Below are 22,922 nucleotides of genomic sequence, written 5' to 3'. Positions count from 1 at the left end.
TAATTGGTGAAAAATCGTAAACTAGCGGCCGTCATGGCTGCCGTCATGCTCGGTTCAGTCATTTCATTCGTACCGGCAAAGCCGACGAATGCTCAAGGAGCGGCGACGTCTGCAACTTCATATTCCTTCATATCACAACTATGGGATATTTTCACAAATGGAATTATACCCGGCATTAACGTAAAACCTGGACAGTCGAAACCGGATAAGCCTGGGAAACCGGAGAACCCGGGCAAGCCGGAGAACCCGGGCAAGCCGGAGAACCCGGGCAAGCCGGAGAACCCGGGCAAGCCGGAGAATCCAGGCAAGCCAGAAAAGCCAGAAAAGCCGGATAAACCCGATCAGGCTCAAATCAATAAAATTTTACAAGAAACCAAGAGCAAGCTGAGCGTTCTGAAGACGAGCTGCCAGATTAAGCTGACGGGAATCGCCTACCAATTCTCGATGGCAGAAACGACTCATGAGAAAACGGTCCTTTATAAGCAGGGCAAAGTCGCTTTCGCTGAATGCCTCGCTTCGTTCAACAGCATTATTGACAATGCCGAGGCTGAATTAAAAGCAGCCGGCGCTGACACCTCAGGTTTAGTTCCATTCCGCGAAGCGTTCGATATGTTCGTGGAAGAAGGTAAAGCCATTCTAAAAATGATCATAGGCTGATTCAGCTATCGGTTATGATCGCAAGCAGCCTTCCGTCAGAAGAAATGACGGAGAGGCTGCTTTGTATGTCCACCAATAAATACTAGAGTTGTTATCCAATAGCAACATGTTTCGAAATCGAAAGAAATATTGAAAATGGTAGAAACTCGATGTTCCTTACAGCGTCATTGTTTGATAGAATAGACGGACAACAGGAATGATTTGCTTATTTTCACACAACAACAGGGGGTCATTGTTTGTCGTCCGTTCCGCTGCTCACCTTTTTATCACCGCCGCTGCCATATTTTATAGAATCCAACCGCACGACGTACAATCCCGGGTGGGAGCATCCCAACCGGAACAACCTGGGCGTGTTTGATTTGCTGTTCGTTCATAGCGGCACGCTGCATATAGGCGAGGATGACCGAACATGGTCGCTTGAAGCGGGACAGATGCTTATTCTGCGTCCCGACCGGGGACACTACTCGGTCAAACCTTGCACAGAGGAAACCGTAATTGACTGGGTTCACTTTCAAACCGCCGGTGCTTGGGAGGAGATCGAAGGAACCCATACCGGTTCGCTTCGCGGCGACTATTATTCCTATGCGATCCGACTGCCTAAGACGATGACGCTGCCCTTCCCGGAAGAGGCCATCTCCTTGTTCAGCAAGCTGCACGAAGCGGCTATGGGTACCTCTCATGCTGCATTCTGGCAGCGTCAACAATGGTTTCTGCATCTTCTGCAGCTGTTTGACGAGGGCTGGCGCAGCGACGCGGCCAAAGCGCCGATCGCCGTAGCGGAGGAAGCTGCCGCATATTTGAAGCTTCATTATCGTGCGGCTGTCACGAACGGCAAGCTCGGCCATGCACTTGGGCTGCATCCGAATTACATCGCCCGCTGCATGGGAGAGGTATTCGATTGCACCCCTCAACAGTATTTACTCGCTTACCGGCTGGATCAGGCAAAGCTGCTCTTATTAAAGACGAATTGGCCGATTGCGCGAATAGCGGAGGAGACGGGGTTTAAGCAGACACCGCACTTCTCGCGATCCTTCTCCGAGCATGTCGGTGTCACGCCGCTTCTATACAGGAAGAAATATACGGGTAACTCGCTCCCGCGAACGATTGTCCGCAGAGCGACTGAGGACAAGTGATTTGAAGTAAGTCTTGCTATAGGCAGCTAATAGCATTGTAATCGAAATTGCGATCATACTGTCCGTATTCCACGATAACAGACCCAACCCGCCTCCTGGCTAACAGGAATTGGCGGGTTGGGTCTGTTCAAGCTGAGCAGCTGCTTGTGTCAAAAATTGAAGTTGTCTGGATCGGCTCCGAAACGGCGGGAACAATCCATTGCATTGAGCTTGGCCATATCTTCATCCGAGAGTGCGAAGTCGAAGATTGCGGCGTTTTCCTTCAGACGTTCCGGGTTCGACGATTTGGGAATCGTGACGACTTCGTTTTGCAAATCCCAGCGCAGCACAACCTGTGCAGGCGTCTTGCCGTAGTTACTTGCAATCTCGCGGAGGAGCGGTTCATCGAGACGCCCATGCATCAGCGGGCTCCACGCTTCGAGTTGAATGCGGTGTGACTTGCAAAATTTCCGCAGCTGCTGCTGGGCGAGCAGCGGATGGAACTCGACTTGATTAACCATGGGTACAACGTTTCCGACCGCCATGATGTCCTCTAAGTGATGGGTTTGGAAATTGCTGACGCCGATTGCCCGAACCGAACCGTCCTGATACAATTTCTCGAGCGCCTTCCAGGTCTCCACATATTTTCCTTTTACCGGCCAGTGTACCAGATAGAGATCGATATACTCCACGCCAAGACGTTTGCGGCTGGCTTCGAATGCCGATAAGGCCGCGTTGTAGCCGTGATCGGAATTCCATACCTTGGTTGTGATAAATAATTCTTCCCTTGGGACCCCGCAATCGCGGATCGCTCGGCCTACGCCTTCCTCATTGTTGTATGAGGCTGCGGTATCGATACTCCGGTACCCTGTGGATATTGCGGATTTAACAGCCTCCTCGACCTCGTTCTCAGCAACCATATTAAAGACGCCGAGTCCGAGCCAAGGCATTTTTACGCCGTTAGTCAATGTGGTTCGACTCTCAATAGATGTTGTCATAAGGGCTTCGCCTCCTTCTATCATACTTATTACAAGCAATGCTGAAGTATGGCTCTTACATCGGCCTGATCCAACTTCTTGAATGATCCGATCGATCCGAAGCGAACGGCCTCGTAAGCCATTCGATCTAATTGTTCCGTGCCGATGCCGAAGTCTGCCAATGTAGAAGGAGCCCCGATACGGGTGAAGAAATCACGTGTCGCCTCGATCCCCGCAAGCGCAAGCTCGGTCTCCGTTTTTCCATTCCTCTCAATGCCCCATACCCGATTTGCATACTGAGCGAAACGATCCGGCCGTTCGTTCATCACATATTTCATCCAGTTCGGAAATACAATCGACAGTCCTGCGCCGTGCGGGATGTCGTAGATCGCGCTGATCTCGTGCTCGATCCCATGCGAGGACCAATCATTATCCATGCCGAGGCTGATTAAGCCGCCGTTAAGCGCAAGCGTTCCACACCACATCAAATTGGCGCGGGCTGTGTAATCGTCCGGTTTGTCGAGCGCGCGTTCCGCGTTCTCGATCACAGTAAGCAGAATCGATTCGCAGAGTCTTTCTTGCAGCGGAGTATCCTTCGTTAAGCTGAAATATTGTTCGAAAACATGAGACATGATGTCAACTATCCCATTGACCGTCTGATCACGGGGAACGGAGAAGGTAAGCGTCGGATCGAGGATCGAGAACCGGGGGTACATATAAGAGCTGGTGAAGCCGCGCTTCTGCTTTTCCTCCCAATGGGAGATGACAGAGCTGCCATTCATCTCCGAGCCCGTCGCAGACAGCGTCAATATCGTGCCGATCGGCAGTGACTCGCGGATGGTAGCTTTATGAACGAGGAAGTCCCACACGTCGCCTTCGTATGGCACACCGACTGCGATCGCTTTGGCCGCATCGATGACGCTGCCGCCGCCGACAGCAAGAATGAAGTCGATGCCTTCGGTACGGCACAGCTCGATTCCCTTCTGGACGGAGGACAGCCGCGGGTTCGGCTCGATGCCGCCAAGCTGGACGACGCGTACTTCAGCCGCATTGAGCTGCTGTAAGACACGGTCGTACAGACCCGTCCGTTTGATGCTGCCGCCGCCGTAGACGAGCAGTACGTTAGAGCCGTAACGTTTCACCTCGCTTGCCAGCTGTTCAACCGCACCTTCTCCAAAACATATCTTCGTTGGATTATGAAACGAGAAAGAATTCATGATGCGTCACCTCCTTAATTAAGCTGCTCTGCAAGATCCCTGCCTTCAATGGGGGGTATTCGTATCTGTTATACTCAAATTCTAGCGATAAAAACGGATTGAAGTCAAGTTTTCTATTCATGAAGAAAACTCATTTACCGGCTTCTGCGGACATTCTCGCCAATCATGAACAAACCGCCGAGGGCTAAGACCCGGCGGTTTGTTCATGATTATAAATTTTATTTGCTGCCGAGTATGACCGGAAATTCTCCAATGCGCAGACGTGCGCTGCCATATGGAACAAGCAACAGCTCGGTAACCGGTCCGTCAGCCAGCGGGTTGAACGGCGGAAAGTCCGCGCTTTCGCCCTTCATTCGCCAATTGCGGACAAACCGGCCTTGCGTCTTCAATCGTACAGGTGCTTCGCCCGCAACGAACGGCTGCCTAGGAAGCGGTGATTCGGCAACCTCATAGTCAGCACCCTCGATTATTCCGAATTTCCATTGAGAGGCGGGGAAGACCTCATAATCGTGGAACATATCCCGCTCCTTCACCAGCTGCCAGTTCTCTTCAATTGGCAGCACATAGACGAGCGGCCCGCGCTCAACGCTCACTGCGGCATTGTTGCGGTGGACGGTATGCGCCTCCATCGGGAGTACAAGCGTAATGACGTCGCCGTCCTGCCATTGACGCTCGATCCGGATGTATTGTTTGGTCGCGGCCGTAGACAATGACTGTCCGTTTACCTGAAGGACAGGCGATGCGCACCAGGCGGGAATCCGAAGTGAAACCGGGAATGAGGCAGTTCGGTCAAGCTGGACCGTAATACCGATCGTGTCACGGAATGGGTATTCCGTGTCGACAGTCAGCGTGACGTTTGCACCAGAGCCGACCGAGGAGCGGACGACGCATGGCGCATAGGCAACCGCTGCCAGTCCTTCTCCATCCTTCATCCATAGGTGAGAGGCCAGCTTCGGCCAGCCTTGATGCATATTCGAGGTGCAGCAGCCGAAGTTGGGATCAAGTCCGAACAGATTGGCCTCTTCGCCATTCGACCAGTTGCGGTGAGCGATGTTGCATACCACCTGGTTAACCTGCTGATCGTACTGATGCGACGTCCAATCTGCCGAGATGGTAGCCGGCAGGGCGTTGTAGGCGACCTTCTCCAGGATGTCCCCAAAATAACCGTCTCCGAATATGCGCACCAGGTTCTCCATCGAAAACATATATTCCACTACTGCGCAGAGCTCAACACCTTGGCTGGGATGCGTGCCTGAGAGCCACTCGTCTCCGGAGAACATGCCATGCGCTTGTCCATGATAGGTCATCAGGCTCTTGATCCCGCTGTATACCGCCTCGCGCTCCTTCTCCTCGCCGCTGGACATGAATTGTACGCCAGGAGCTTTAACCCCCATCGCCACATTGACGACATGGGAGCGGTGATCCCAATGCTCGATCTTGTTCCAGAAAGGGAAATTCGTGAACAGGCCGGTCCAGTCTGTCGTTTGTTCACCGATTATCCCGGCTAATTCAAGCAGAGCGGGATCGCCCGTGCGACCGTATAACCAATGGATGCTAAGCAGCATCTCAGCGCCGCGCGCCTTCGCCCATTCCGCCAAAGGCATGCTCTCGATCGTATCTCGCACATAGCCGAAAAACTTCGTCATGAACGGCACGACGCGCTCATCTCCGGTCGCTTCCGCAAACTGGGTCATCACCTTGAGCATGATCATGTAATGCCACCAATCATGACTGTGCTGCATGTCAGCGTTGGCCGATACTAAATTCATCGGTCCGAACAGTCCGCTCTCCCGTTGGCTGTTCAAGCTCCATTCCACCCAACGGTTTGCTTTGGCGATCAGCTTCTCGTCGTCTAACAAATAAGCAAGCGGCAGTAAACCGTCCAGATAGTAGGGTCCTCGTTCCCAGCTTTCACCGTCTCCGCCAATCCAGCCGTTACGGGGGCCTACATCCGCCCATTGTTCATCCAGATGGCCGGATAATCCGTCTGCTTGAATGCGGAGCTGGTTGTACAGCCATCCTGCCGGTTTTACAGCTCCTAGAGGCAGCGATTCGAATGCGGTTGGTTTGAATTTGATATTCGTGCTTGCTGATTTCAATGTCCGTCACTCCTTTATGTAGCGCAGCGGCAGCTGGATAGGAGGGCAGCGGCCGCGCATTGTGTTTGGTTCTATTTCACTCTACCATGGGATATCCCTCGTTTACGATAACGGTTCACATCCTCTTTTTGTCCGATCACAACCTGAAAGGTTTGACTAAACTCTTTCATTGCTTGATATACTAATCAACATTTTGATTATATCGAACATGACGGATAAACTAAGAGAAAAAGAGCTGCCTTGAAATAGCTTATTCATAGATACGGGAGGAGAAGATTGTATGCCTACGTTTCAATTTATTTCGCCGCCGCTGCCGCATTACATCGTTAGCGGGGAGGATGTCTATCCCGCAGGCGGTGAGCATCCTTCGCGCAATCGGATTGCTGTGTTCGATCTGATTGTCGTTACTGGAGGGACGTTGTATATCAGCGAGGGGGAGGAGCAATGGCAGGTAGAAGGAGGGCATTGCTTAGTGCTGCGGCCGGACCGCTACCACTATCCGACGCGGCCTTGCCGGGAGGAGACGCATTTTTATTGGCTGCATTTTTCAACCTGCGGGACGTGGGGCGAGGTGTTGGAACCGGGGATGCACGTTATAAATGGGGATGAAGAAGAGGATGCGGATGGGACAATACCGGAACATGCGATGGATGATGAGTCTGCCGACGCTTTGGATCATCTTCCATCAATAGCCTCAACGGAGTTCAGTCAGATGGATGCCTTTTCCATCTATGTTCCCAGACATGTCAAGCTTCGTAATCCAGATGCCGTCTATAAGCTGCTGGAACGGATTGCGCTGCTCGATCAGACATCCTCGGCCGCTACGAAGTGGGAGCAGCAGATTCGGTTTCAAGAGCTGCTCATGATTCTGAAGGATGAGCGGGGAGACGAGCTCGTAACGCCGCAGATTGCGGTTGCGGAGCGTGCCGCCGCATTTCTTCGAACCCGCTATAGAGTGCCGGTATCATATGCCGAGCTGGCAGAGGAGCTGCATTTTCACCCTAATTATATATCGCGCTGTATGAAGCGGGTTTATGGGTGTACGCCGCTGGAGTACGTGACGCGTTACCGGATCGAGCAGGCGAAGCGGCTGCTGATTCATACGAATGATGCGATCGGCAAAGTGGCGGAGGAAGCCGGGTTCGCGTCCTTTCCGTTCTTTGTCCGATCGTTCGCGAAGCATACGGGCTTCCGCCCACGCGAGTTTCGGAAGCATTACAGGAGGTAGGATCCAGGCTCTAGACGGAAGCGGACAGCGTTCATGCGTTGCCGCTGATTGCACAGCCTCACATTCGGTTAATGGAAAGAACAGATTTCTAACGTTCCGTCATATTCATGGCGCTTTAGTATAGAAATATATAAGTTGTCCTTATTTATCAGCTCACAGTAAAAATGTGAATTTTCTGAAAATGGGGGGTGTCAACTTTCTGAACGCGGTGTATAATGGAAGAAACATCTCGCGATCACGTAAGGAATACTGACATATTCATAACAAAAGACATTTCTCGGGGGTGTGCCTACGTCGTGGTGAATGCCGCTTCAATCGGTTTGTCGACACGTGATTTGTATTTATTTAATAACGGGAATTCGTTTCATAGCTACCGGTTTCTTGGGGCACATCCGATCAGGCTTGGCGATGAGAAGGGAGTCCGTTTCTCCGTATGGGCTCCTCAAGCGAAATCGGTTCGTGTCTCGGGTTCGTTCAATGAGTGGCAGAGCGACAAGCATGTGATGGAGAAGGTGGGAGAGACGGGGGTCTGGTCACTGTTCATTCCGGGTATCCGTGTTGGCGCAATATACAAGTATGAGCTGGAAACCGCAAGCGGTGATCGGCTTCTAAAGTCTGATCCATATGCATTCCAATCCGAGCGCCGTCCACGGACGGCTTCCGTCGTGACCGACTTATCGAGCTACCACTGGAATGACAGAGCTTGGCAGCTTCATCAACAGGAGGAAAGTCCCTACCATGAGCCGATGCTCATTTATGAGGTTCATCTCGGTTCCTGGCGAGTCAAGGGGAAGGAGATCTTCCTGACTTATGAAGAAATGGCCGATCAGCTGCTCGATTATGTGGTAGAGATGGGTTATACCCATATCGAGCTGCTTCCGATCACCGAGCATCCGCTCGACCAGTCCTGGGGGTATCAGACGACCGGTTATTACTCGGCAACAAGCCGCTACGGGACACCTGAGCAGCTCATGATATTTGTCGACCGCTGCCACCAGAGGGGGATCGGCGTGCTCCTCGATTGGGTCCCCGGCCACTTTTGCAAGGATGACCACGGTCTTCGGCTGTTCGACGGGACGCCAATTTATGAAGGGGCGGATTGGAAGAGGGCGGAGAAACCGCTCTGGGGGACGCTTGCCTTTGATTTTGGCCGCACGGAAGTTCAGAGCTTTCTAATATCCAATGCGATCTTCTGGATGGACGTGTTTCATATCGATGGACTCCGGGTTGATGCGGTTGCCAGCATGATCGATCTGCATTTTGACAAAGCGCCGGAGCTGCATACGTATAACAAATTTGGCGGAAGGGAGAATACCGACGCCATCCGTTTCCTGAAACGGTTGAATGAAACGGTGTTTCACTATTACCCCGATGCGCTCATGATCGCCGAAGATTCCTCGGCCTGGCCGGCCGTTACTTCTCCCACTTATATGGGGGGCCTCGGATTCAATTTCAAATGGAATATGGGCTGGATGAACGATATGCTCCGCTATATGGCGCTTGATCCGAACGAACGCAGACATCACCACCAATTAATCACATTCTCGCTTATGTATGCTTTTTCCGAAAACTTTATCTTACCGCTCTCCCATGATGAGGTCGTACATGGAAAGCGCTCGCTGCTAGGCAAAATGTCCGGTACGTATGAGCAAAAGTTTGCTCAGTTAAGGCTGTTCTACGGCTATTGGATGACGCATCCCGGCAAGAAGCTGCTGTTCATGGGCGGCGAATGGGGGCAATTCGACGAATGGAAAGATGCGGAGTCGCTTGACTGGCAGCTGCTTGAATATGAATCGCATGGCCGCATGAACGACTATGTGAAGGCGCTCAATACGGTTTATGCCGACCGCAGCGCGCTGTGGGAAAGGGATTGCGATCCTGGCGGTTTCGAATGGATCGACGTGCATAATGCCGCACAAAGCATCATCGTTTTCTTGCGGAGGGGTTTGGAGCCGGATTGTTTCAATGTCGTGCTGTGCAATTTCTCGACGCAGCATTACGAGAATTACAGGGTCGGTGTACCGGAGGCTGGTATGTACCGGTTGGTTCTAAACAGCGATGAGCAAGCATTCGGGGGACATACAACGCTCATGCCTGAGGTGCTGACGGCTGAAGCTGTTCCATGGCAAGGACGGGCATATAGTCTGACCCTTGAACTCCCTCCCTTAGCGTTTCTCATGCTTGCCTACGAAGAGAAAGGTCCGAAGAAGTAACGTCGGCCGGGCTGTGTTGCATACAAGCGTTCGCACCGGCGTTTCCAATACAAAAGTCCGGGCTGCATTCAGGCACGAAGAAGCGGCTGCGGCGAGAGGAGATCTGTCCATGGGCCGTAAAGAAATGATTGCGATGCTGCTTGCTGGTGGCGAAGGGAAGAGACTCGGCGTACTGACGAAGGACCTGGCTAAGCCCGCTGTTCACTATGGCGGTAAATACCGGATTATCGACTTTACGTTAAGCAATTGTGCGCATTCGGGAATCGATACGGTCGGTGTGCTGACGCAATACCAGCCGCTTGTACTGAACGGTTATCTTGGTATTGGCAGCCCATGGGGACTGGACCGGCGGGACGGGGGCATGTCGATCCTCCCTCCGTTCATGAAGCAGAAGGGGAGCATGTGGTATAAAGGGACGGCCAACGCCATTTATCAGAACATGGGGTTCATTGACCGGTTCGATCCGGAGTACGTGCTCATCATCTCAGGCGATCATATTTATAAGATGGATTATGACCACATGCTGCAGGAGCATAAGCGGAGCGGTGCAGATGTGACGATCAGCGGCATTCAAGTGGATTATAAAGAAGCAAAGCGCTTTGGCATCATGCACATCGATGACGACAAGCGAATCACCTCTTTCGAGGAGAAGCCGAAGATACCGACCAGTAATTTGGCTTCGATGGGCATCTATATCTTCTCCTGGCCGGTGCTTCAGCAGTATTTGATCCGTGATGAAGCCAGCCGGTTGTCCGGCAATGACTTCGGCAAAGATATTATTCCTGCGATGCTACAGGATGGCGTTTCCTTGCATGCTTACTTGTTCGAAGGCTATTGGAAGGACGTCGGAACGATCGAGAGCTTATGGGAAGCCAACATGGATCTTCTGACGGACCGGCCTGCGCTCAATTTGAATGACAGGGATTGGCGGATTTACTCGGTTAACCCGAACCGGCCCGGCCACTTTGTGGCGCCTAATGCTGTGCTCTCCAATTCTCTCGTTACGGAAGGGTGCATGGTGGAGGGGACTGTTCATCGCTCGGTTCTGTTCTACGGCGTTCAAGCGGGTGCTGACAGCGTCATTGAACAATCTGTCATTATGCCGAACGTTCGAATAGGTCAAGGCGCGCGAATCTACAAAGCGATTATCGGGGAAGGCGCCATTATCGCGGACGGAATTACGATCGGCCATCCCGATAACGGCTCGATTACGGTCATTGGCAGCGATGAGTATGTTACGCGAAATCAAACTCTGTTGGAGGTGAAGCAGCCATGAATACGAATGTTCTGGGTGTCATTAATCTCATTCATGAATCGGACGAAATGGAGTCGTTAACGGCTGGCCGCTGCACGGCCTCGGTCCCCTTCGGTTCGCGTTACAGGCTGATTGATTTCGTCCTGTCGGGTATGGTTAATTCCGGCATAACCAAGGTGGCGGTATTCGCACATACGAAATTCCGCTCTCTTATGGACCATCTCGGGTCCGGCAAGCATTGGGATTTGAATCATAGGCAGGGCGGTCTGTTCGTTCTTCCGCCTGTGACGGACGACATTAATGAAGTGAGGAGGGGCGACCTCTTTCATTTTTTTCAGAATCGGGATTACTTTACGCGAAGCTCACTCGATTATGTTGTGATTACCCGCAGCCATATGGTGTGCAATATTGATTTCGAGCCTGTTCTTGCACAGCACAAGGCAAGCGGAGCGGATATAACGGTCGTCTGCAAGCACCAGACGGAATTGTTCGGCGGCATGGCGCGCAAGGTAGAGGTTGACGGCAAGGGACGGGTAACCGCGATGCAGGATCATTATGGCCGAATGCAGAGCAATCTGGTGTCCATGGAGATGTACATCATGCGCAAGGATCTGCTTCTCGAGCTTGTAGAAACATCGCTTGCGCAGGGTCAGGATCATCTGGTTCGGCATGCGATTATGACCAGACTGGATGAGCTGCATGTACAGAGCTATATATACAGCGGCTATCTCGGTATCGTCAATACGATATCGAGCTATTATCAGAACAACATGCAGCTGCTTCGTCCCGACGTCTACCGGAGTCTGTTCTTCGAACCCGGGGCGCTTTACACGAAGGTGAAGGATGAGCCGCCGGCCAGGTATGCCGAAGGAGCCATGACGAGCAATTCACTGATTGCCAATGGCTGTGTCATTGAAGGGACGGTTGTGAACAGCATCCTGTTTCGGGGCGTGCATGTGCGCAAAGGCGCCGTCATTCGCAACAGTATCGTCATGCAGAACGGCATAATTGGCGAGAACAGCCGCATCGATCATGTCATTCTCGATAAGGATGTCCGCATTGTACAAGAACGCGATATCCGGGGAACGGCATTGTCGCCGTTCCTCGCAGTGAAACGGAAGGTTATTTAATACGAAGCATGAAATCAAGGCGGGGGGTTATCGCATGAAACTGTTGTTCGTCGCATCGGAAGCTGTGCCGCTCGTCAAAACAGGCGGCTTGGCCGACGTAGCTGGTTCTTTGCCGAAGGCTTTGCAGGCGCGTGGAGCGGAAGTCAGAATTATGATTCCGAAATACGAGAGTATTCCGCAATCGGCCTTAGAACGAATGGAAACGATCGCGACGTTTACGGTGGGCATCGGTTGGAGGCAGCAGTATTGCGGACTGCAGAAGGCGGAGATTGACGGAATTATCTATTATTTCATCGATAATGAATTTTATTTCAAGCGCGGTGACGGTTTATACGGTTACGGCGACGATGCGGAAAGGTTCGTATTCTTCTCGCTGGCGGTTGCGGAAGCGATGAGCTACATGGACTACCGGCCGGAGCTGCTGCATTGCCATGACTGGCAAACCGGACTAATCCCGTTTCTGCTCAAAACCCGTTACCGGCATGACCCGGCTTGCCGGGATCTCGCCACCGTATTCACGATTCATAACTTGAAATATCAAGGCGTGTTCGGTAAAGAATTGTTAATGGATTTGCTTGGGGCGGGGGAGGAGCTGTTCGGTCAAGACGGAATTGAATTTTATGGAGCGGGCAGCTGTATGAAGGGTGCGCTGCTCTGCGCGGACAAGCTGACGACGGTCAGTCCGACGTATGCTCAAGAGATTCAAACCGATGCCTACGGCGAGAGGCTGGATGGCTTGCTCCGTTCCCGTTCCGCTGATTTGGTCGGCATTGTGAATGGTATCGATACGGCATCATTCGATCCGATGGCCGATCCGGCGCTTGAGTTCTCTTATCGCAATGCTTTAACTCGCAAGCGTAAGAACAAGCTGTCCCTGCAGCGGGAGCTCGGCCTGCCGGAAGCGGGCTCAACCCCGCTCATCGGGGTCGTCTCGCGGCTTGTGGATCAGAAGGGCTTCGACCTGGTCGAAGCCATATTGGAGCGACTGGTTGAGGAGGATATGCAGCTGGTCGTGCTGGGCTCAGGCCATCCTCATTACGAATATGTATTCCAGAGCGCGACCGAGCGTTGGCCGGACAAGGTTAAGGTTTGGTTCGGATTTAACGATGCTCTGGCACGGCGGATCTATGCAGGCAGCGATATGTACCTGATGCCATCCTTATTCGAGCCTTGCGGACTTAGCCAGCTTATTGCGCTTCGTTACCGCTCCGTTCCGATTGTTCGTGAAACCGGGGGTCTTAAGGACACGGTGCTGGCGTACAATGAGTACACGGGAGAAGGAAACGGCTTTAGCTTCACGCATTACAACGCGGATGATTTATTATATACGGTCCGAAGGGCGCTTGCTTGCTACCAGGATGACCCCACGTGGGAGAAAATCGTAGCGAATGGCGGCAGGAGCGATTACAGCTGGGATCAATCCGCGCGAACGTATATGTCACTTTATGCCGATCTTCTGTCGAAACGAAAGGAGAACATCACATGGCCCGTCATCTCGTAATCGGCAACGGCAAATTGCTTGTCAATCTAGACCGGAATTGCTATGTCCGCGATATCTATTATCCCTATGTAGGACAGCTTAATCATGTAGGCGGTCAGCACTGCCGCATCGGAATCTGGGTGAACGGCACGTTCTCATGGCTGGATGAGCCGGACTGGAAGTTCGATCTCAGCTATATCGACGATTCGCTAGTTACGAACGTCGCAGCGATTAATGAACGGCTTGGTATCGAGCTGTATATGAACGACGGCATCCACCAGCGGGAATGCATTTATTTGAAAAGAGTCGTTGTTCGCAACCGCTCATCGGAAGCGATGGAAATCCGGCTGTTCTTTCATCAGGATTTGATGATCGACGGCTCGGAGGTCGGCGATACAGCTGCTTATTATCCAGACAATCACACGGTGTTCCACTACAAACGTTCTTCCTATTTTATGTTTAACGGATTCTCGGACGAAGGCGGAATGATGCAGTATACAACGGGCATCAAACGGTTTCAGTCAGCGGAGGGGACTTGGCGGGATGCCGAGGACGGCACATTAATGGGCAATGCAATCGCTCAAGGATCCGTCGACAGCACGATCAGCTTCAGAACGATTGTGCCTGCCGGGGGAGAGAAGACGGTCTATTACTGGATGTCGATCGGCAAAGATATGGAAGAGGTAAAGGCGCTCGACCAGTATGTGCAGGAGCACCAACCGGAAAAACTGCTCAGCCGCATCGTTATTTACTGGAGGCATTGGCTTCATCGTGCGGAGTCCGATCTCGGCGATCTGCCGGCGGAGGTCTCCCGTCAGTTTCGTTTAAGTCTGCTGATGGTGCGGACGCAAACCGATGAGCGAGGGGCAATCATTGCCGCGAACGACACAGATATTTTGCAATATAATCGGGATCATTACAGCTATATGTGGCCAAGGGACGGGGCACTCATCGCCGATGCGATGTCGATGGCGGGCTTTCAAAGCGTCATTGCCCCGTTCTTTCAATTCTGCGCGCAAACGATGTCGCCCGAGGGCTACTTATACCATAAGTATAATCCGGACGGAACCGTCGGCTCCAGCTGGCATCCCTATATGGTGCAAGGGAGCCGGAGGCTGCCGATTCAAGAGGATGAAACCGCACTGGTGCTGCTTGCACTATGGAAAGACTACACGCGCCATCAAGTCATCGAGCTCCCGCAGTCGCTGTATAACAATTTGATCCGCAAAGGCTCCGCTTTCCTGAGCCGGTACATAGAAGAAGATCTATCTCTGCCGAAACCGAGCTATGATTTGTGGGAAGAGCGTTACGGGATATGGACATATACTGCTGCTTCCGTATATGGCGGATTAATGGCGGGCGCTTTCTTTACCGAGCTGTTCGGCGACTATGAACGAAGTGATCACTTGCGTCACACGGCAAAGACGATCAAGCAGGGGATAATCACCCACCTGTGGGACGAGGAAGCGGGGCGCTTCGCTCGCGGGCTGATTCAGCAGGACGGCTGCTGGGTGAAGGATATGACGCTCGAGAGCAGCTTGTTTGGAATATGGGAATTCGGGGTGCTGGCGATCGACGACAGCCGGGTGGTGCGTACGATGGATGCCATTAAGAAGGGGCTGGCCATCCAGACGGATGTGGGAGGAGCCGCTCGTTACACGAATGACTACTATTTTCAGCAATCGGGCGATATCGAGCGTATACCAGGGAATCCCTGGATTATCTGCACGTTGTGGGTGGCTAATTATGAAATTGAGTCGGCCGTTAGCCTCAGCGATTTGGAAGCGCCAAAGCGTTCGCTTGAGTGGGTGGTGCGGCAGGCGCTGTCCAGCGGCGTACTGCCGGAGCAGCTTCATCCGCTCGACGGCAGCCCGCTGTCGGTAGCGCCGCTTACATGGTCGCATGCAACGTTCGTGCAGAGCGTCAGCAAGTATGCGGCGAAGTACAAGGAATTGACAGCTTCTCAATAGAAGCGGGCGTAATTTTCTTGTCCGCTCCTACGTGGCTTATCCGAAGACGCTGCCAAAAACGGCCTTGCCCAACCGGGCAAGGCCGACTTCGGTTTATAGGTCTGTTAACAAAAGATTCCGCAGCGCAGAATGATAACGAGCAGAATGAAGAGAACGAGAATAACGCCCGTACTCGAAAAGATAATGTTGCATCCGCCTACCGGTCCGTAACCTGCACCGCCTACCGGTCCGCAACCTGCTCCGCCTGCTACAGGATAGCCCACTGTACATACCTCCTGAGATGGTTGGTTTATTGTGATTATTACACCACACTTCTACTATATGCTCGGAAAGGTAATTCGTTTGGACGTTTGTACCGTGTCGTGTGCATATACGTTATCGCCCAGTTCAGAAAGGCTGTTTCTTGCTTAGGCATATGCCTTGCGGGACAGGGGTAGCTCAGCAGCCGAGCGGCGGCGTTGGCTTCGATCCGGCATATTGCCGGATATGCTTGACACGTGACTCGCAGCGTGTGTTCATGCCATTCCCGATCAGAATTAAAGAGGAGGAGCTAACCGCGATGACCTCCACACATCCGACGCAGATACGGGGCTGCAGATTGCGTGTTGTGACATGAACGGTCGTCTGTTCGTCCACAGGCTCAATGATGGCCGGGACGGGACGGTCGAACACCGAATAGGACTCGAAGTAGACCTCTCCGGCTTCGGCATGCGAAGCTTGCCGCTGTACCGCGAGGGCTCTCAGTTTGGCATCGATCTCAGAGCGATCGCCGACTTGAACGATGGAAGAGCCGCTTGCGCTTATGATTTCCAAGACGGCTAGCTCGGCGGTGCGGATCGGATAATCAAACATCGCTTGATTCCGGCTCCGCATCACCATTCCGGTCGTCTTCTCCTTCAGCCGACTCTGCCCCCTCAGGCGGGCTCAAGGGAGCTACAGGGCCGACGATGACAGATTCCGGCGGGGTATCAAACATGGAATAAAGGGAGATGCACTGTGTATCGCCGATCTGCAGAATAGAAGAGCTCGCTACACCGAGGGTTTCTATTTTGCCGACATAGAGGGTATGGTTCGTGACATGGAAGTTCATTGGTTTGTCGGACCTCCTTCATGATTTCCTTGTCATTGTCCGTCTTCACGCAGTCGTGTCAGATATGACCTCAGCGCGGTATCGATGTCCCGCTTCGTCTTCGACACGATCTCCGCTTTGGTCTGAGGCGAGTCCAGGATGTCCGGTCCATCCTCGGGTTGTCCTGCTGTAGACGTCTGCATGTAGTATTGGATCCGCCCCGACATTTGTTTGCGGATATCCTCTACGACGAGCCGGCGGTGATACGGATCGAGCCGGAGGCGCATTTCGGATTCGAGCTGCGTCATGCGGTTTAGAGCGGTTTGGTTTAAGTAGTCATCGATTTCTTGACGAAGCTCTCCGTAGGGTGGAGGGGGCTGTGTCGCATCGGCTCCTGTAGTAGCGCCCATCGACGGGAATAGATTGGGCGCGCCAGGAGGATTCGTGAAAGGGCCTGCGGGCGGCGGGCTGCTGTACACAGGCGAAGATCCGGGCGGCATGACGAGCTGTCCGAATTCCTTAAACTGCTGTTCCGTAGGAGGGGTCATTCCGATGTTCAACGTTCCGTCCAGCTTCTCGACTTTTAATTGATCGAATTGATACTCTAATTTCTCGATATTGTAAAGAGGCCTGGATTCGGCTGCGGTCAAACGAGCCGACAACTCATCCACCTGATGGCACAGCTTTGTAAAGAGCGCTTGCTGCTCCTGCAGCTGCATCCGCTGTTCGTGAAGCTGCTGTGACAAGTTGATGCACATTTGCCAGGGAGTCATAGGCGGCACGTTGGGAGCTTGCATCTTCGATCACCTCCGTCTTCAAGTAGGATTGGGCAGCGGTACGAAAGAGAGGGGGTTCTCCTGCCCGAGCTGCGGTGCCGGTCCAGAGAAGCCACCGGTATTGTACAGCTGGGACAGCGAGCGAACCGACCCGGCGGCACCTACCTGGAGAACAGAGGAGTTCGATACGCTTTCCACCCGGAGCTGGTGAATTGTAATGTGCTGATGAACGGTCATATTCATACGACATTAGCCTCGTTCTGAGTGCTGTCCTGAACATCCGGGTCGAGCGTGTTTGTGGCGCTTACCGCATTGTTGGAATTCGCCAGGCTGCCGGTAAGAAACGAGCCCGAGCCCGCATAGGTTTTGGTAATGCTGGAGGGAGACATTTGGACGGCGTCTCCGAATTGCACGATGGAGCTGGAACCGGTGCTGACGATCTTGACAAAGCCGACGATTGCAGGCATACGAGGCCACTCCTTTGCTGCTTGCGTGTTGGTTGATGTTACATCTTATGCGGCATTCGCCTAGTTGTGCCTCTCCGTGGAGTGGAGTGTCAGCGTCAGGAGAGCCCGCATAGAATATAGGCAGATGTGAGCGGAGGTGAGGGCGTTGCCGTCACGTTGGAATGAACTCGAGAAGTGGCTGGAAGGACAGCAGCTGCCCAAAGGCTTCGACTTGTTCCGGAGTCCGGATTGGGTGGAGAATTACGTGCGCAATATGATGACCAAGACGCTGCCGGCCGCAGCCGCAGCGCTCAGCGGAGGCAGTGCGGATATTACCGAGACCAAACGTTTTCTTATCGTCACGTTCCCGCTGGGGGAAGCGGCGGATTTGTCGCGTGTCCGTCTGCTCGTGCGGGAAGATCGGCTGCGTATTATTGGAATGTCAGGGGGCAAGGCCGAGACGGTCATCCTGCCGAAGCTGATCCTGCCACAATCCTGCAATGCGCAATATGATGGAACGGTCCTGAAGATCAAGCTTCGAAAGCGTCCTGCCCGCAAAAGGGTTCACGAGGCAGATATCCATTGGATTTAGCCCCAAACCTTCAAATTTCGATCCTCTCTTAAGGAAGGCAGAGGAATGCAATTACAAGTTTTTGTCACGAATTTGACCGACTTTTCCAGAACGGTCCGCTGGCGGTGAAACGCCGTTTCCCTTATAATGCATATATAGACTTTCACTAAGGGAGTGTTCCGCTTGACACTGGTTGACGTCAGCAGCGTATCCACGGGCCTGTTTATTACGGGCGCCTTGTTCATTTTGCTTATTTTTTCATTGCTCAGCTTCGGCATTCTGCAGATGTTCCAGCGCCGTGTGCGCGCCGGCTGGTACAGCTTCGCAGGAGCGGTTGTGAGCGGTGTTGCTTTTGGGCTTATATTAAACGAATGGTTCGTTTGATGCCCGCCTCAAGGGCAGATGCACAAGCCGTCCGTCGTCACCATGGGTGATGAACGGACGGCTTTTGTTTTTCCCGATAATTTTGTATTCAAAATTTTGGGACGAGGTTAAAAATAGTCAATAAACCAAGTTGCCATTACATAAGATGGAGTATAAGATAATCACAAGAGAGAATATTCAGAACATTTCGTCAATAAAGAAACGAGGGAGGGATTGCCGTGAACAAGAGCCATGAGGTGGAGTATTGCAACTTGGAGCTGCGTTTCGACCGCCGGCAAATCCAAAATCTGATTCGGGATTTGATACAAGAGGGGTACTCGCTCTATTGGAGCGAAACGGATGTTTTTTTTCTTATCTCGGTCCGCAGCGGGCGCAAGCTCGTTAAACTAAGATTCCAGCGGGTTCGCAGCCGTTATAAGATGGTTGGCGATTATATCATCAAAGACGAGAAGCTGTCGGAGCTCATCGAGAAGCTGATTAACGATTCACGCGGGCATGCAGTCGTCAAACGGTTCAGGGACCGTCAGATTGTTATTGAAAGCATCATGTTTGGCGAAATTATACGATTGGTGGAGGTGTCTGGTATGGAACATCGGATTATTTATCAGAAGAAGCCATTTGTAACCGTTGAGGAAGTCATCCAAGCGTTTCAATCGAAGCGTGCGGAGGAGCGGGCTGCGGTGCTGCGCTATGAGCTTGATTATGAGCTTACCGTCCTCCATGATGCCATTCAGGAGGGACGCGAGGAGGATATTGCATCGTCCAAGGAACGTCTGAATCTGCTAAGAATTGAGATGATACAGCTTGAGTTGTAAGTTATTCAATGAAGTGGATCGAAACTGATGAGCTTTCGGGTGTAAATGCCTGGAAGCTCATTTGTTATTTTAGAGCAAATCATCCTTGATCCACGTACAGGTGATCTTTGTGATTTCCCGCAATATCCATCCGCGGCTGAATGCGATTGAGGGTTGAAGAGTAGTGGAAGTGCAGGTAAAGTTAAGCCAGATCAAGCCTTGGTATCGTCTGTAAGGTTGTAAGGAATTAGCCGCATAAAAGCGGATTCTTGTTTGAATGATGCGCGCCAAGTGTGTAAACATCGCGGCGTATATGCACCTTGGAGGAGTGAGTTGGTTAGGATGAGCGCGAAATCATACGGCAGCAGCAGAAAAATCGTCATGGCCATCGACATTGGCACGACAAGCGCGAAGGTATTGGCAGTGGACGCTGCTGTTCTTAAGGGAAATAAGGAGGGGACTGCGGCTGCGGCGAAAGCGGAAACGGAATACCCGTTGAACGAACCGTTCCCGGGGCGTTTCGAGCAGGATCCTGACCGTATCGCCGAGGCAGTCGGGTTGGCTGTACGCAAACTGCTGGAGCAGGAGGCTGTAAAGCCGGAAGAGATTATCGGCATCTCATTTAGTTCCGCCATGCACAGCTTAATCGCTGTCAATGCAGAGGGTGCTCCGCTCACCGCGTGTATCACGTGGGCTGACTTGCGGGCATCGTCTTACGCGGCTGCGCTTCGGGCAAGCGGACAAGCAGCCGGCATTGCAAGGCGCACGGGTGTACCCGTTCATGCGATGACACCACTCTGTAAATTAATGTGGATGCGCGATCATGAACCGGCTGCGTTTCTAGCCGCGCACACTTTTATTGGAGTGAAGGAATACGTTCTGTTCCGATGGTTTGGCGGTCCGTATGTGATGGATGAATCCGTAGCGGGAGGAACCGGATTGTATAATTTGGTTGAGGGCAGCTGGGACGAGGAATCGTTGGCTCTCGCAGGGATTGATGCCGGCCGGCTGCCCCGGCTTGTATCGTCGACCCATGTACTGCGGGGCATGCGTCAAGAGGCGGCTGCAGCTCTTGGTTTGCCGGCGGATGTTCCGGTTATCGTCGGGGCGGCGGACGGGGTGCTGGCCAACCTCGGCGCAGGTGCGGTGGAGGAAGGAGTCGCCGCCGTAACGGTCGGTACAAGCGGTGCTGTGCGCATTGGGATGGACCGGCCGGCAGCGGATCCGGAGGGAAGGCTGTTCTGCTACAAGCTTGCGGACGGGCTGTGGGTCGCGGGCGGGCCGGTCAACAGCGGCGGTGTCGTGCTGCGTTGGCTGCGCGACAAGCTTGTTCCCGCCGATGCCGCCGAAGCGGCGAGAAGCGGCCTTGATCCCTATGAGCGCATTGTGTCGCTCGCCATGGAGACGCCGCCCGGAGCGGACGGCTTGCTCTGTCTGCCGCATCTTGCGGGAGAGCGGGCGCCGCATTGGGATGAAGACGCGCGGGGCGTCTTCTTCGGCCTGTCGCTCGGACACGACAGGCGGCATCTTCTCCGCAGCGGCCTCGAGGGCATCGTCCTCGGGCTTCGCACGGTGGCGGAGGCGGTCGCAGCAACTGCGGACGGTCCGCTGCGCGAGATCCGCGCCTCCGGCGGCTTCGCCCGCTCTGGCGCGCTGCGCCAGCTGATGGCCGACATATTCGGGTGTCCGGTGACCCTGGCGGACACCGAGGAAGCATCGGCCATCGGAGCGGCCATGCTTGCTCTGCTCGCGCTGGGCGAAGCAGGCAGCCTGCGCGGGCTCGCCGCGGCCGTGCATATCGTCGACCGGCGCGAGCCGCAGATCGAGGCGGTCCGCGTATACGACCGCCTCTACCCGGTCTACCGCTCGCTGTACGATGCGCTCGCGCCGGCATTCGCAGACATCGCCGCCTATCAGCGTGATGTTATCACTGATCCGCAGTAACCGCTTGCAGGCGGTTGGCATCAAGGCGATGGTAGAATTCCTGCATGAGAACGCACCGGGTGATTCGGCCGTTTAAGGCGATGAATTGACAATTTTCTGACCGGCATGGTTTTCATTCCCGGTCAAAAAGAGTAAAATAGAGCTATTACAGACCATAACGTTATGATAAAGGATGGAAGAAACCAGATGTCGAAACAACAAATCGGTGTAATAGGATTAGCCGTCATGGGCAAGAACCTGGCGCTCAACATTGAAAGCAGAGGGTTCACCGTGTCGGTGTATAACCGCTCCCGCGAAAAAACAGATGATTTGCTTCAAGAATCGACCGGCAAAAACTTGGTAGGTACATATTCCATTGAAGAGTTCGTCCGCTCGCTTGAGGTTCCGCGCAAGATTTTGATTATGGTTCAAGCCGGCGCCGGTACTGATGCTACAATCGATGCGCTTGTTCCACACCTGGATCAAGGCGATATTATTATTGATGGAGGAAACGCCTATTTCCCTGATACGCAGCGCCGCAGCAAGGACCTAGAAGCGCAGGGCATCCGTTTCATCGGTACCGGCGTATCCGGCGGTGAAGAAGGCGCGCTGAAAGGACCGTCCATTATGCCGGGCGGCCAGCAATCCGCATATGAGCTGGTAGAACCGATTCTAACGGCCATCTCCGCCAAAGTAAACGGTGACCCATGCTGCACCTACATCGGGCCGGACGGTGCGGGCCACTATGTGAAGATGGTTCATAACGGGATCGAATACGGGGATATGCAGCTGATCTGCGAAGCCTACGACCTGCTTAAACGCGTGCTTGGCGTCAGCACGGAAGAGCTTCAATCGATTTTCTCGGAATGGAACAAAGGGGAGCTGGACAGCTACCTGATCGAGATTACGGCCGATATTTTCTCCAAATACGACCCGGAAACCAATCAGCCGATGGTAGACGTCATTCTCGACTCCGCCGGACAGAAGGGAACAGGCAAGTGGACAAGCCAAAGCGCGCTTGATCTGGGCGTTCCGTTGTCGATTATTACGGAATCCGTATTCTCCCGCTTTCTCTCTGCGCTCAAGCAAGAGCGCGTAACGGCAAGCAAGCTGCTCAAGGGACCGCAAACAGCTCCTTATCAAGGCGACAAAGCCGCTTTCATCGAAGCGGTTCGCAAAGCGCTGTTCGCCAGCAAAATTTGCTCGTACGCGCAAGGATTCGCTCAAATGCGCGCCGCTTCCGACGAATACGGCTGGGATCTTCGCTACGGCGACATCGCGATGATTTTCCGCGGCGGCTGCATCATCCGTGCACGCTTCCTGCAGAATATCAAGGACGCGTACGACCGCGATCCGGCTCTGCCGAATCTGCTGCTGGACACGTACTTCCAAGAAATCGTGGAGTCGTATCAAGGCGCATGGCGCGAAGTCATTGCAACGGCCGTGACGCAAGGTATCCCGGTACCGGCGTTCGCAAGCGCGCTGTCGTACTATGACAGCTACCGCACGGAGCGTCTTCCGGCTAACCTGCTGCAGGCGCAGCGCGATTACTTCGGCGCACATACATTCAAGCGTGTGGACAAGGAAGGATCGTTCCACTTTAACTGGCTGCAATCGTAAT

General features: G+C 53.3%; 22 protein-coding genes. 13 read left to right on the top strand and 9 right to left on the bottom strand.

The annotated features are described in order from the left end of the window. The first annotated feature begins 6 nt into the window (after positions 1-6). Both NNL21_RS17015 and NNL21_RS17010 read left to right on the top strand, forming a co-directional pair. On the top strand, positions 7-657 hold the full coding sequence (locus NNL21_RS17015) for a hypothetical protein (protein WP_256555291.1): 651 nt from the start codon (positions 7-9) through the stop codon (positions 655-657). A gap of 236 nt (positions 658-893) precedes the next feature. After that, positions 894-1,790 carry a helix-turn-helix transcriptional regulator gene (locus tag NNL21_RS17010; RefSeq protein ID WP_204818441.1) on the top strand — a complete coding sequence of 299 codons (897 nt, stop codon included), beginning with the start codon at positions 894-896 and terminating at the stop codon, positions 1,788-1,790. A gap of 149 nt (positions 1,791-1,939) precedes the next feature. Here the strand turns inward: NNL21_RS17010 and NNL21_RS17005 are convergent, their stop codons facing one another. The 3 genes from NNL21_RS17005 to NNL21_RS16995 all read right to left on the bottom strand — a co-directional run bounded on the left by NNL21_RS17005 (position 1,940) and on the right by NNL21_RS16995 (position 6,062). Beyond that, a complete protein-coding gene (locus NNL21_RS17005) occupies positions 1,940-2,767 on the bottom strand; it encodes an aldo/keto reductase (RefSeq protein ID WP_204818440.1) in 828 nt (275 codons plus the stop codon). Between the two features lie 29 nt (positions 2,768-2,796). After that, positions 2,797-3,963 carry an iron-containing alcohol dehydrogenase gene (locus tag NNL21_RS17000; protein WP_204818439.1) on the bottom strand — a complete coding sequence of 389 codons (1,167 nt, stop codon included), beginning with the start codon at positions 3,961-3,963 and terminating at the stop codon, positions 2,797-2,799. A 218-nt stretch (positions 3,964-4,181) separates the two neighbouring features. After that, positions 4,182-6,062: a beta-L-arabinofuranosidase domain-containing protein gene (locus NNL21_RS16995; protein ID WP_256555290.1), complete on the bottom strand. Its 1,881-nt coding sequence runs from the start codon at positions 6,060-6,062 to the stop codon at positions 4,182-4,184. Positions 6,063-6,342: 280 nt separating this feature from the next. Here NNL21_RS16995 and NNL21_RS16990 point away from each other — a divergent pair, with 280 nt between their 5' ends. From NNL21_RS16990 to NNL21_RS16965, 6 genes are all read left to right on the top strand, one after another. Beyond that, the gene (locus NNL21_RS16990; RefSeq protein ID WP_204818438.1) at positions 6,343-7,290 is read left to right on the top strand and encodes a helix-turn-helix transcriptional regulator; all 948 of its coding nucleotides are present in this window, start codon (positions 6,343-6,345) and stop codon (positions 7,288-7,290) included. 296 nt (positions 7,291-7,586) lie between these two features. Further along, the gene (gene glgB, locus NNL21_RS16985; RefSeq protein ID WP_256555289.1) at positions 7,587-9,503 is read left to right on the top strand and encodes a 1,4-alpha-glucan branching protein GlgB; all 1,917 of its coding nucleotides are present in this window, start codon (positions 7,587-7,589) and stop codon (positions 9,501-9,503) included. 109 nt (positions 9,504-9,612) lie between these two features. After that, positions 9,613-10,779, top strand: a complete 1,167-nt coding sequence (locus tag NNL21_RS16980; protein WP_204818436.1) for a glucose-1-phosphate adenylyltransferase — start codon at positions 9,613-9,615, stop codon at positions 10,777-10,779. Then, on the top strand, positions 10,776-11,888 hold the full coding sequence (gene glgD, locus NNL21_RS16975; protein WP_204818435.1) for a glucose-1-phosphate adenylyltransferase subunit GlgD: 1,113 nt from the start codon (positions 10,776-10,778) through the stop codon (positions 11,886-11,888). The genes NNL21_RS16980 and glgD overlap by 4 nt, the downstream gene beginning before the upstream one ends. A gap of 34 nt (positions 11,889-11,922) precedes the next feature. Beyond that, entirely contained in the window at positions 11,923-13,389 is a 1,467-nt protein-coding gene (gene glgA / locus NNL21_RS16970) for a glycogen synthase GlgA (RefSeq protein ID WP_204818434.1), read from the top strand. Continuing rightward, positions 13,371-15,338: a glycoside hydrolase family 15 protein gene (locus tag NNL21_RS16965; RefSeq protein WP_204818433.1), complete on the top strand. Its 1,968-nt coding sequence runs from the start codon at positions 13,371-13,373 to the stop codon at positions 15,336-15,338. The genes glgA and NNL21_RS16965 overlap by 19 nt, the downstream gene beginning before the upstream one ends. A gap of 104 nt (positions 15,339-15,442) precedes the next feature. Here NNL21_RS16965 and NNL21_RS16960 read toward each other — a convergent pair whose 3' ends face one another. From NNL21_RS16960 to NNL21_RS16935, 6 genes are all read right to left on the bottom strand, one after another. Then, the gene (locus NNL21_RS16960) at positions 15,443-15,601 is read right to left on the bottom strand and encodes a hypothetical protein (RefSeq protein WP_204818432.1); all 159 of its coding nucleotides are present in this window, start codon (positions 15,599-15,601) and stop codon (positions 15,443-15,445) included. 175 nt (positions 15,602-15,776) lie between these two features. Continuing rightward, positions 15,777-16,217: a spore germination protein GerPE gene (locus NNL21_RS16955; protein WP_204818431.1), complete on the bottom strand. Its 441-nt coding sequence runs from the start codon at positions 16,215-16,217 to the stop codon at positions 15,777-15,779. Continuing rightward, positions 16,183-16,428 carry a spore germination protein GerPD gene (locus tag NNL21_RS16950; RefSeq protein WP_204818430.1) on the bottom strand — a complete coding sequence of 82 codons (246 nt, stop codon included), beginning with the start codon at positions 16,426-16,428 and terminating at the stop codon, positions 16,183-16,185. The genes NNL21_RS16955 and NNL21_RS16950 overlap by 35 nt, the downstream gene beginning before the upstream one ends. A 32-nt stretch (positions 16,429-16,460) precedes the next feature. Then, positions 16,461-17,204 (bottom strand): spore germination protein GerPC, encoded by a 744-nt coding sequence (gene gerPC / locus NNL21_RS16945; RefSeq protein ID WP_204818429.1) that lies wholly within the window; start codon positions 17,202-17,204, stop codon positions 16,461-16,463. A gap of 18 nt (positions 17,205-17,222) precedes the next feature. Beyond that, on the bottom strand, positions 17,223-17,426 hold the full coding sequence (locus tag NNL21_RS16940; protein ID WP_204818428.1) for a spore germination protein GerPB: 204 nt from the start codon (positions 17,424-17,426) through the stop codon (positions 17,223-17,225). Continuing rightward, positions 17,423-17,650, bottom strand: a complete 228-nt coding sequence (locus tag NNL21_RS16935) for a spore germination protein (protein WP_204818427.1) — start codon at positions 17,648-17,650, stop codon at positions 17,423-17,425. The genes NNL21_RS16940 and NNL21_RS16935 overlap by 4 nt, the downstream gene beginning before the upstream one ends. A 145-nt stretch (positions 17,651-17,795) precedes the next feature. Here NNL21_RS16935 and NNL21_RS16930 point away from each other — a divergent pair, with 145 nt between their 5' ends. The 5 genes from NNL21_RS16930 to gnd all read left to right on the top strand — a co-directional run bounded on the left by NNL21_RS16930 (position 17,796) and on the right by gnd (position 22,921). Continuing rightward, complete coding sequence (locus NNL21_RS16930; protein ID WP_204818426.1) at positions 17,796-18,221, top strand: hypothetical protein; 426 nt, start codon at positions 17,796-17,798, stop codon at positions 18,219-18,221. A gap of 162 nt (positions 18,222-18,383) precedes the next feature. Continuing rightward, positions 18,384-18,584: a hypothetical protein gene (locus NNL21_RS16925; RefSeq protein ID WP_204818425.1), complete on the top strand. Its 201-nt coding sequence runs from the start codon at positions 18,384-18,386 to the stop codon at positions 18,582-18,584. Positions 18,585-18,802: 218 nt separating this feature from the next. Continuing rightward, the gene (locus NNL21_RS16920; protein WP_204818424.1) at positions 18,803-19,399 is read left to right on the top strand and encodes a YkzI domain-containing protein; all 597 of its coding nucleotides are present in this window, start codon (positions 18,803-18,805) and stop codon (positions 19,397-19,399) included. A gap of 321 nt (positions 19,400-19,720) precedes the next feature. Then, the gene (locus NNL21_RS16915) at positions 19,721-21,322 is read left to right on the top strand and encodes a gluconokinase (RefSeq protein ID WP_204818423.1); all 1,602 of its coding nucleotides are present in this window, start codon (positions 19,721-19,723) and stop codon (positions 21,320-21,322) included. A gap of 186 nt (positions 21,323-21,508) precedes the next feature. Then, positions 21,509-22,921, top strand: a complete 1,413-nt coding sequence (gene gnd, locus NNL21_RS16910) for an NADP-dependent phosphogluconate dehydrogenase (protein WP_204818422.1) — start codon at positions 21,509-21,511, stop codon at positions 22,919-22,921. Position 22,922: the final 1 nt, after the last annotated feature.

The sequence above is a fragment of the Paenibacillus mendelii genome (assembly GCF_024498075.1).
Lineage (GTDB): Bacteria > Bacillota > Bacilli > Paenibacillales > Paenibacillaceae > Paenibacillus_Z > Paenibacillus_Z mendelii.
Note: the sequence above shows the minus strand (reverse complement) of the source record. Positions and strands in the feature narration are given on the sequence as shown.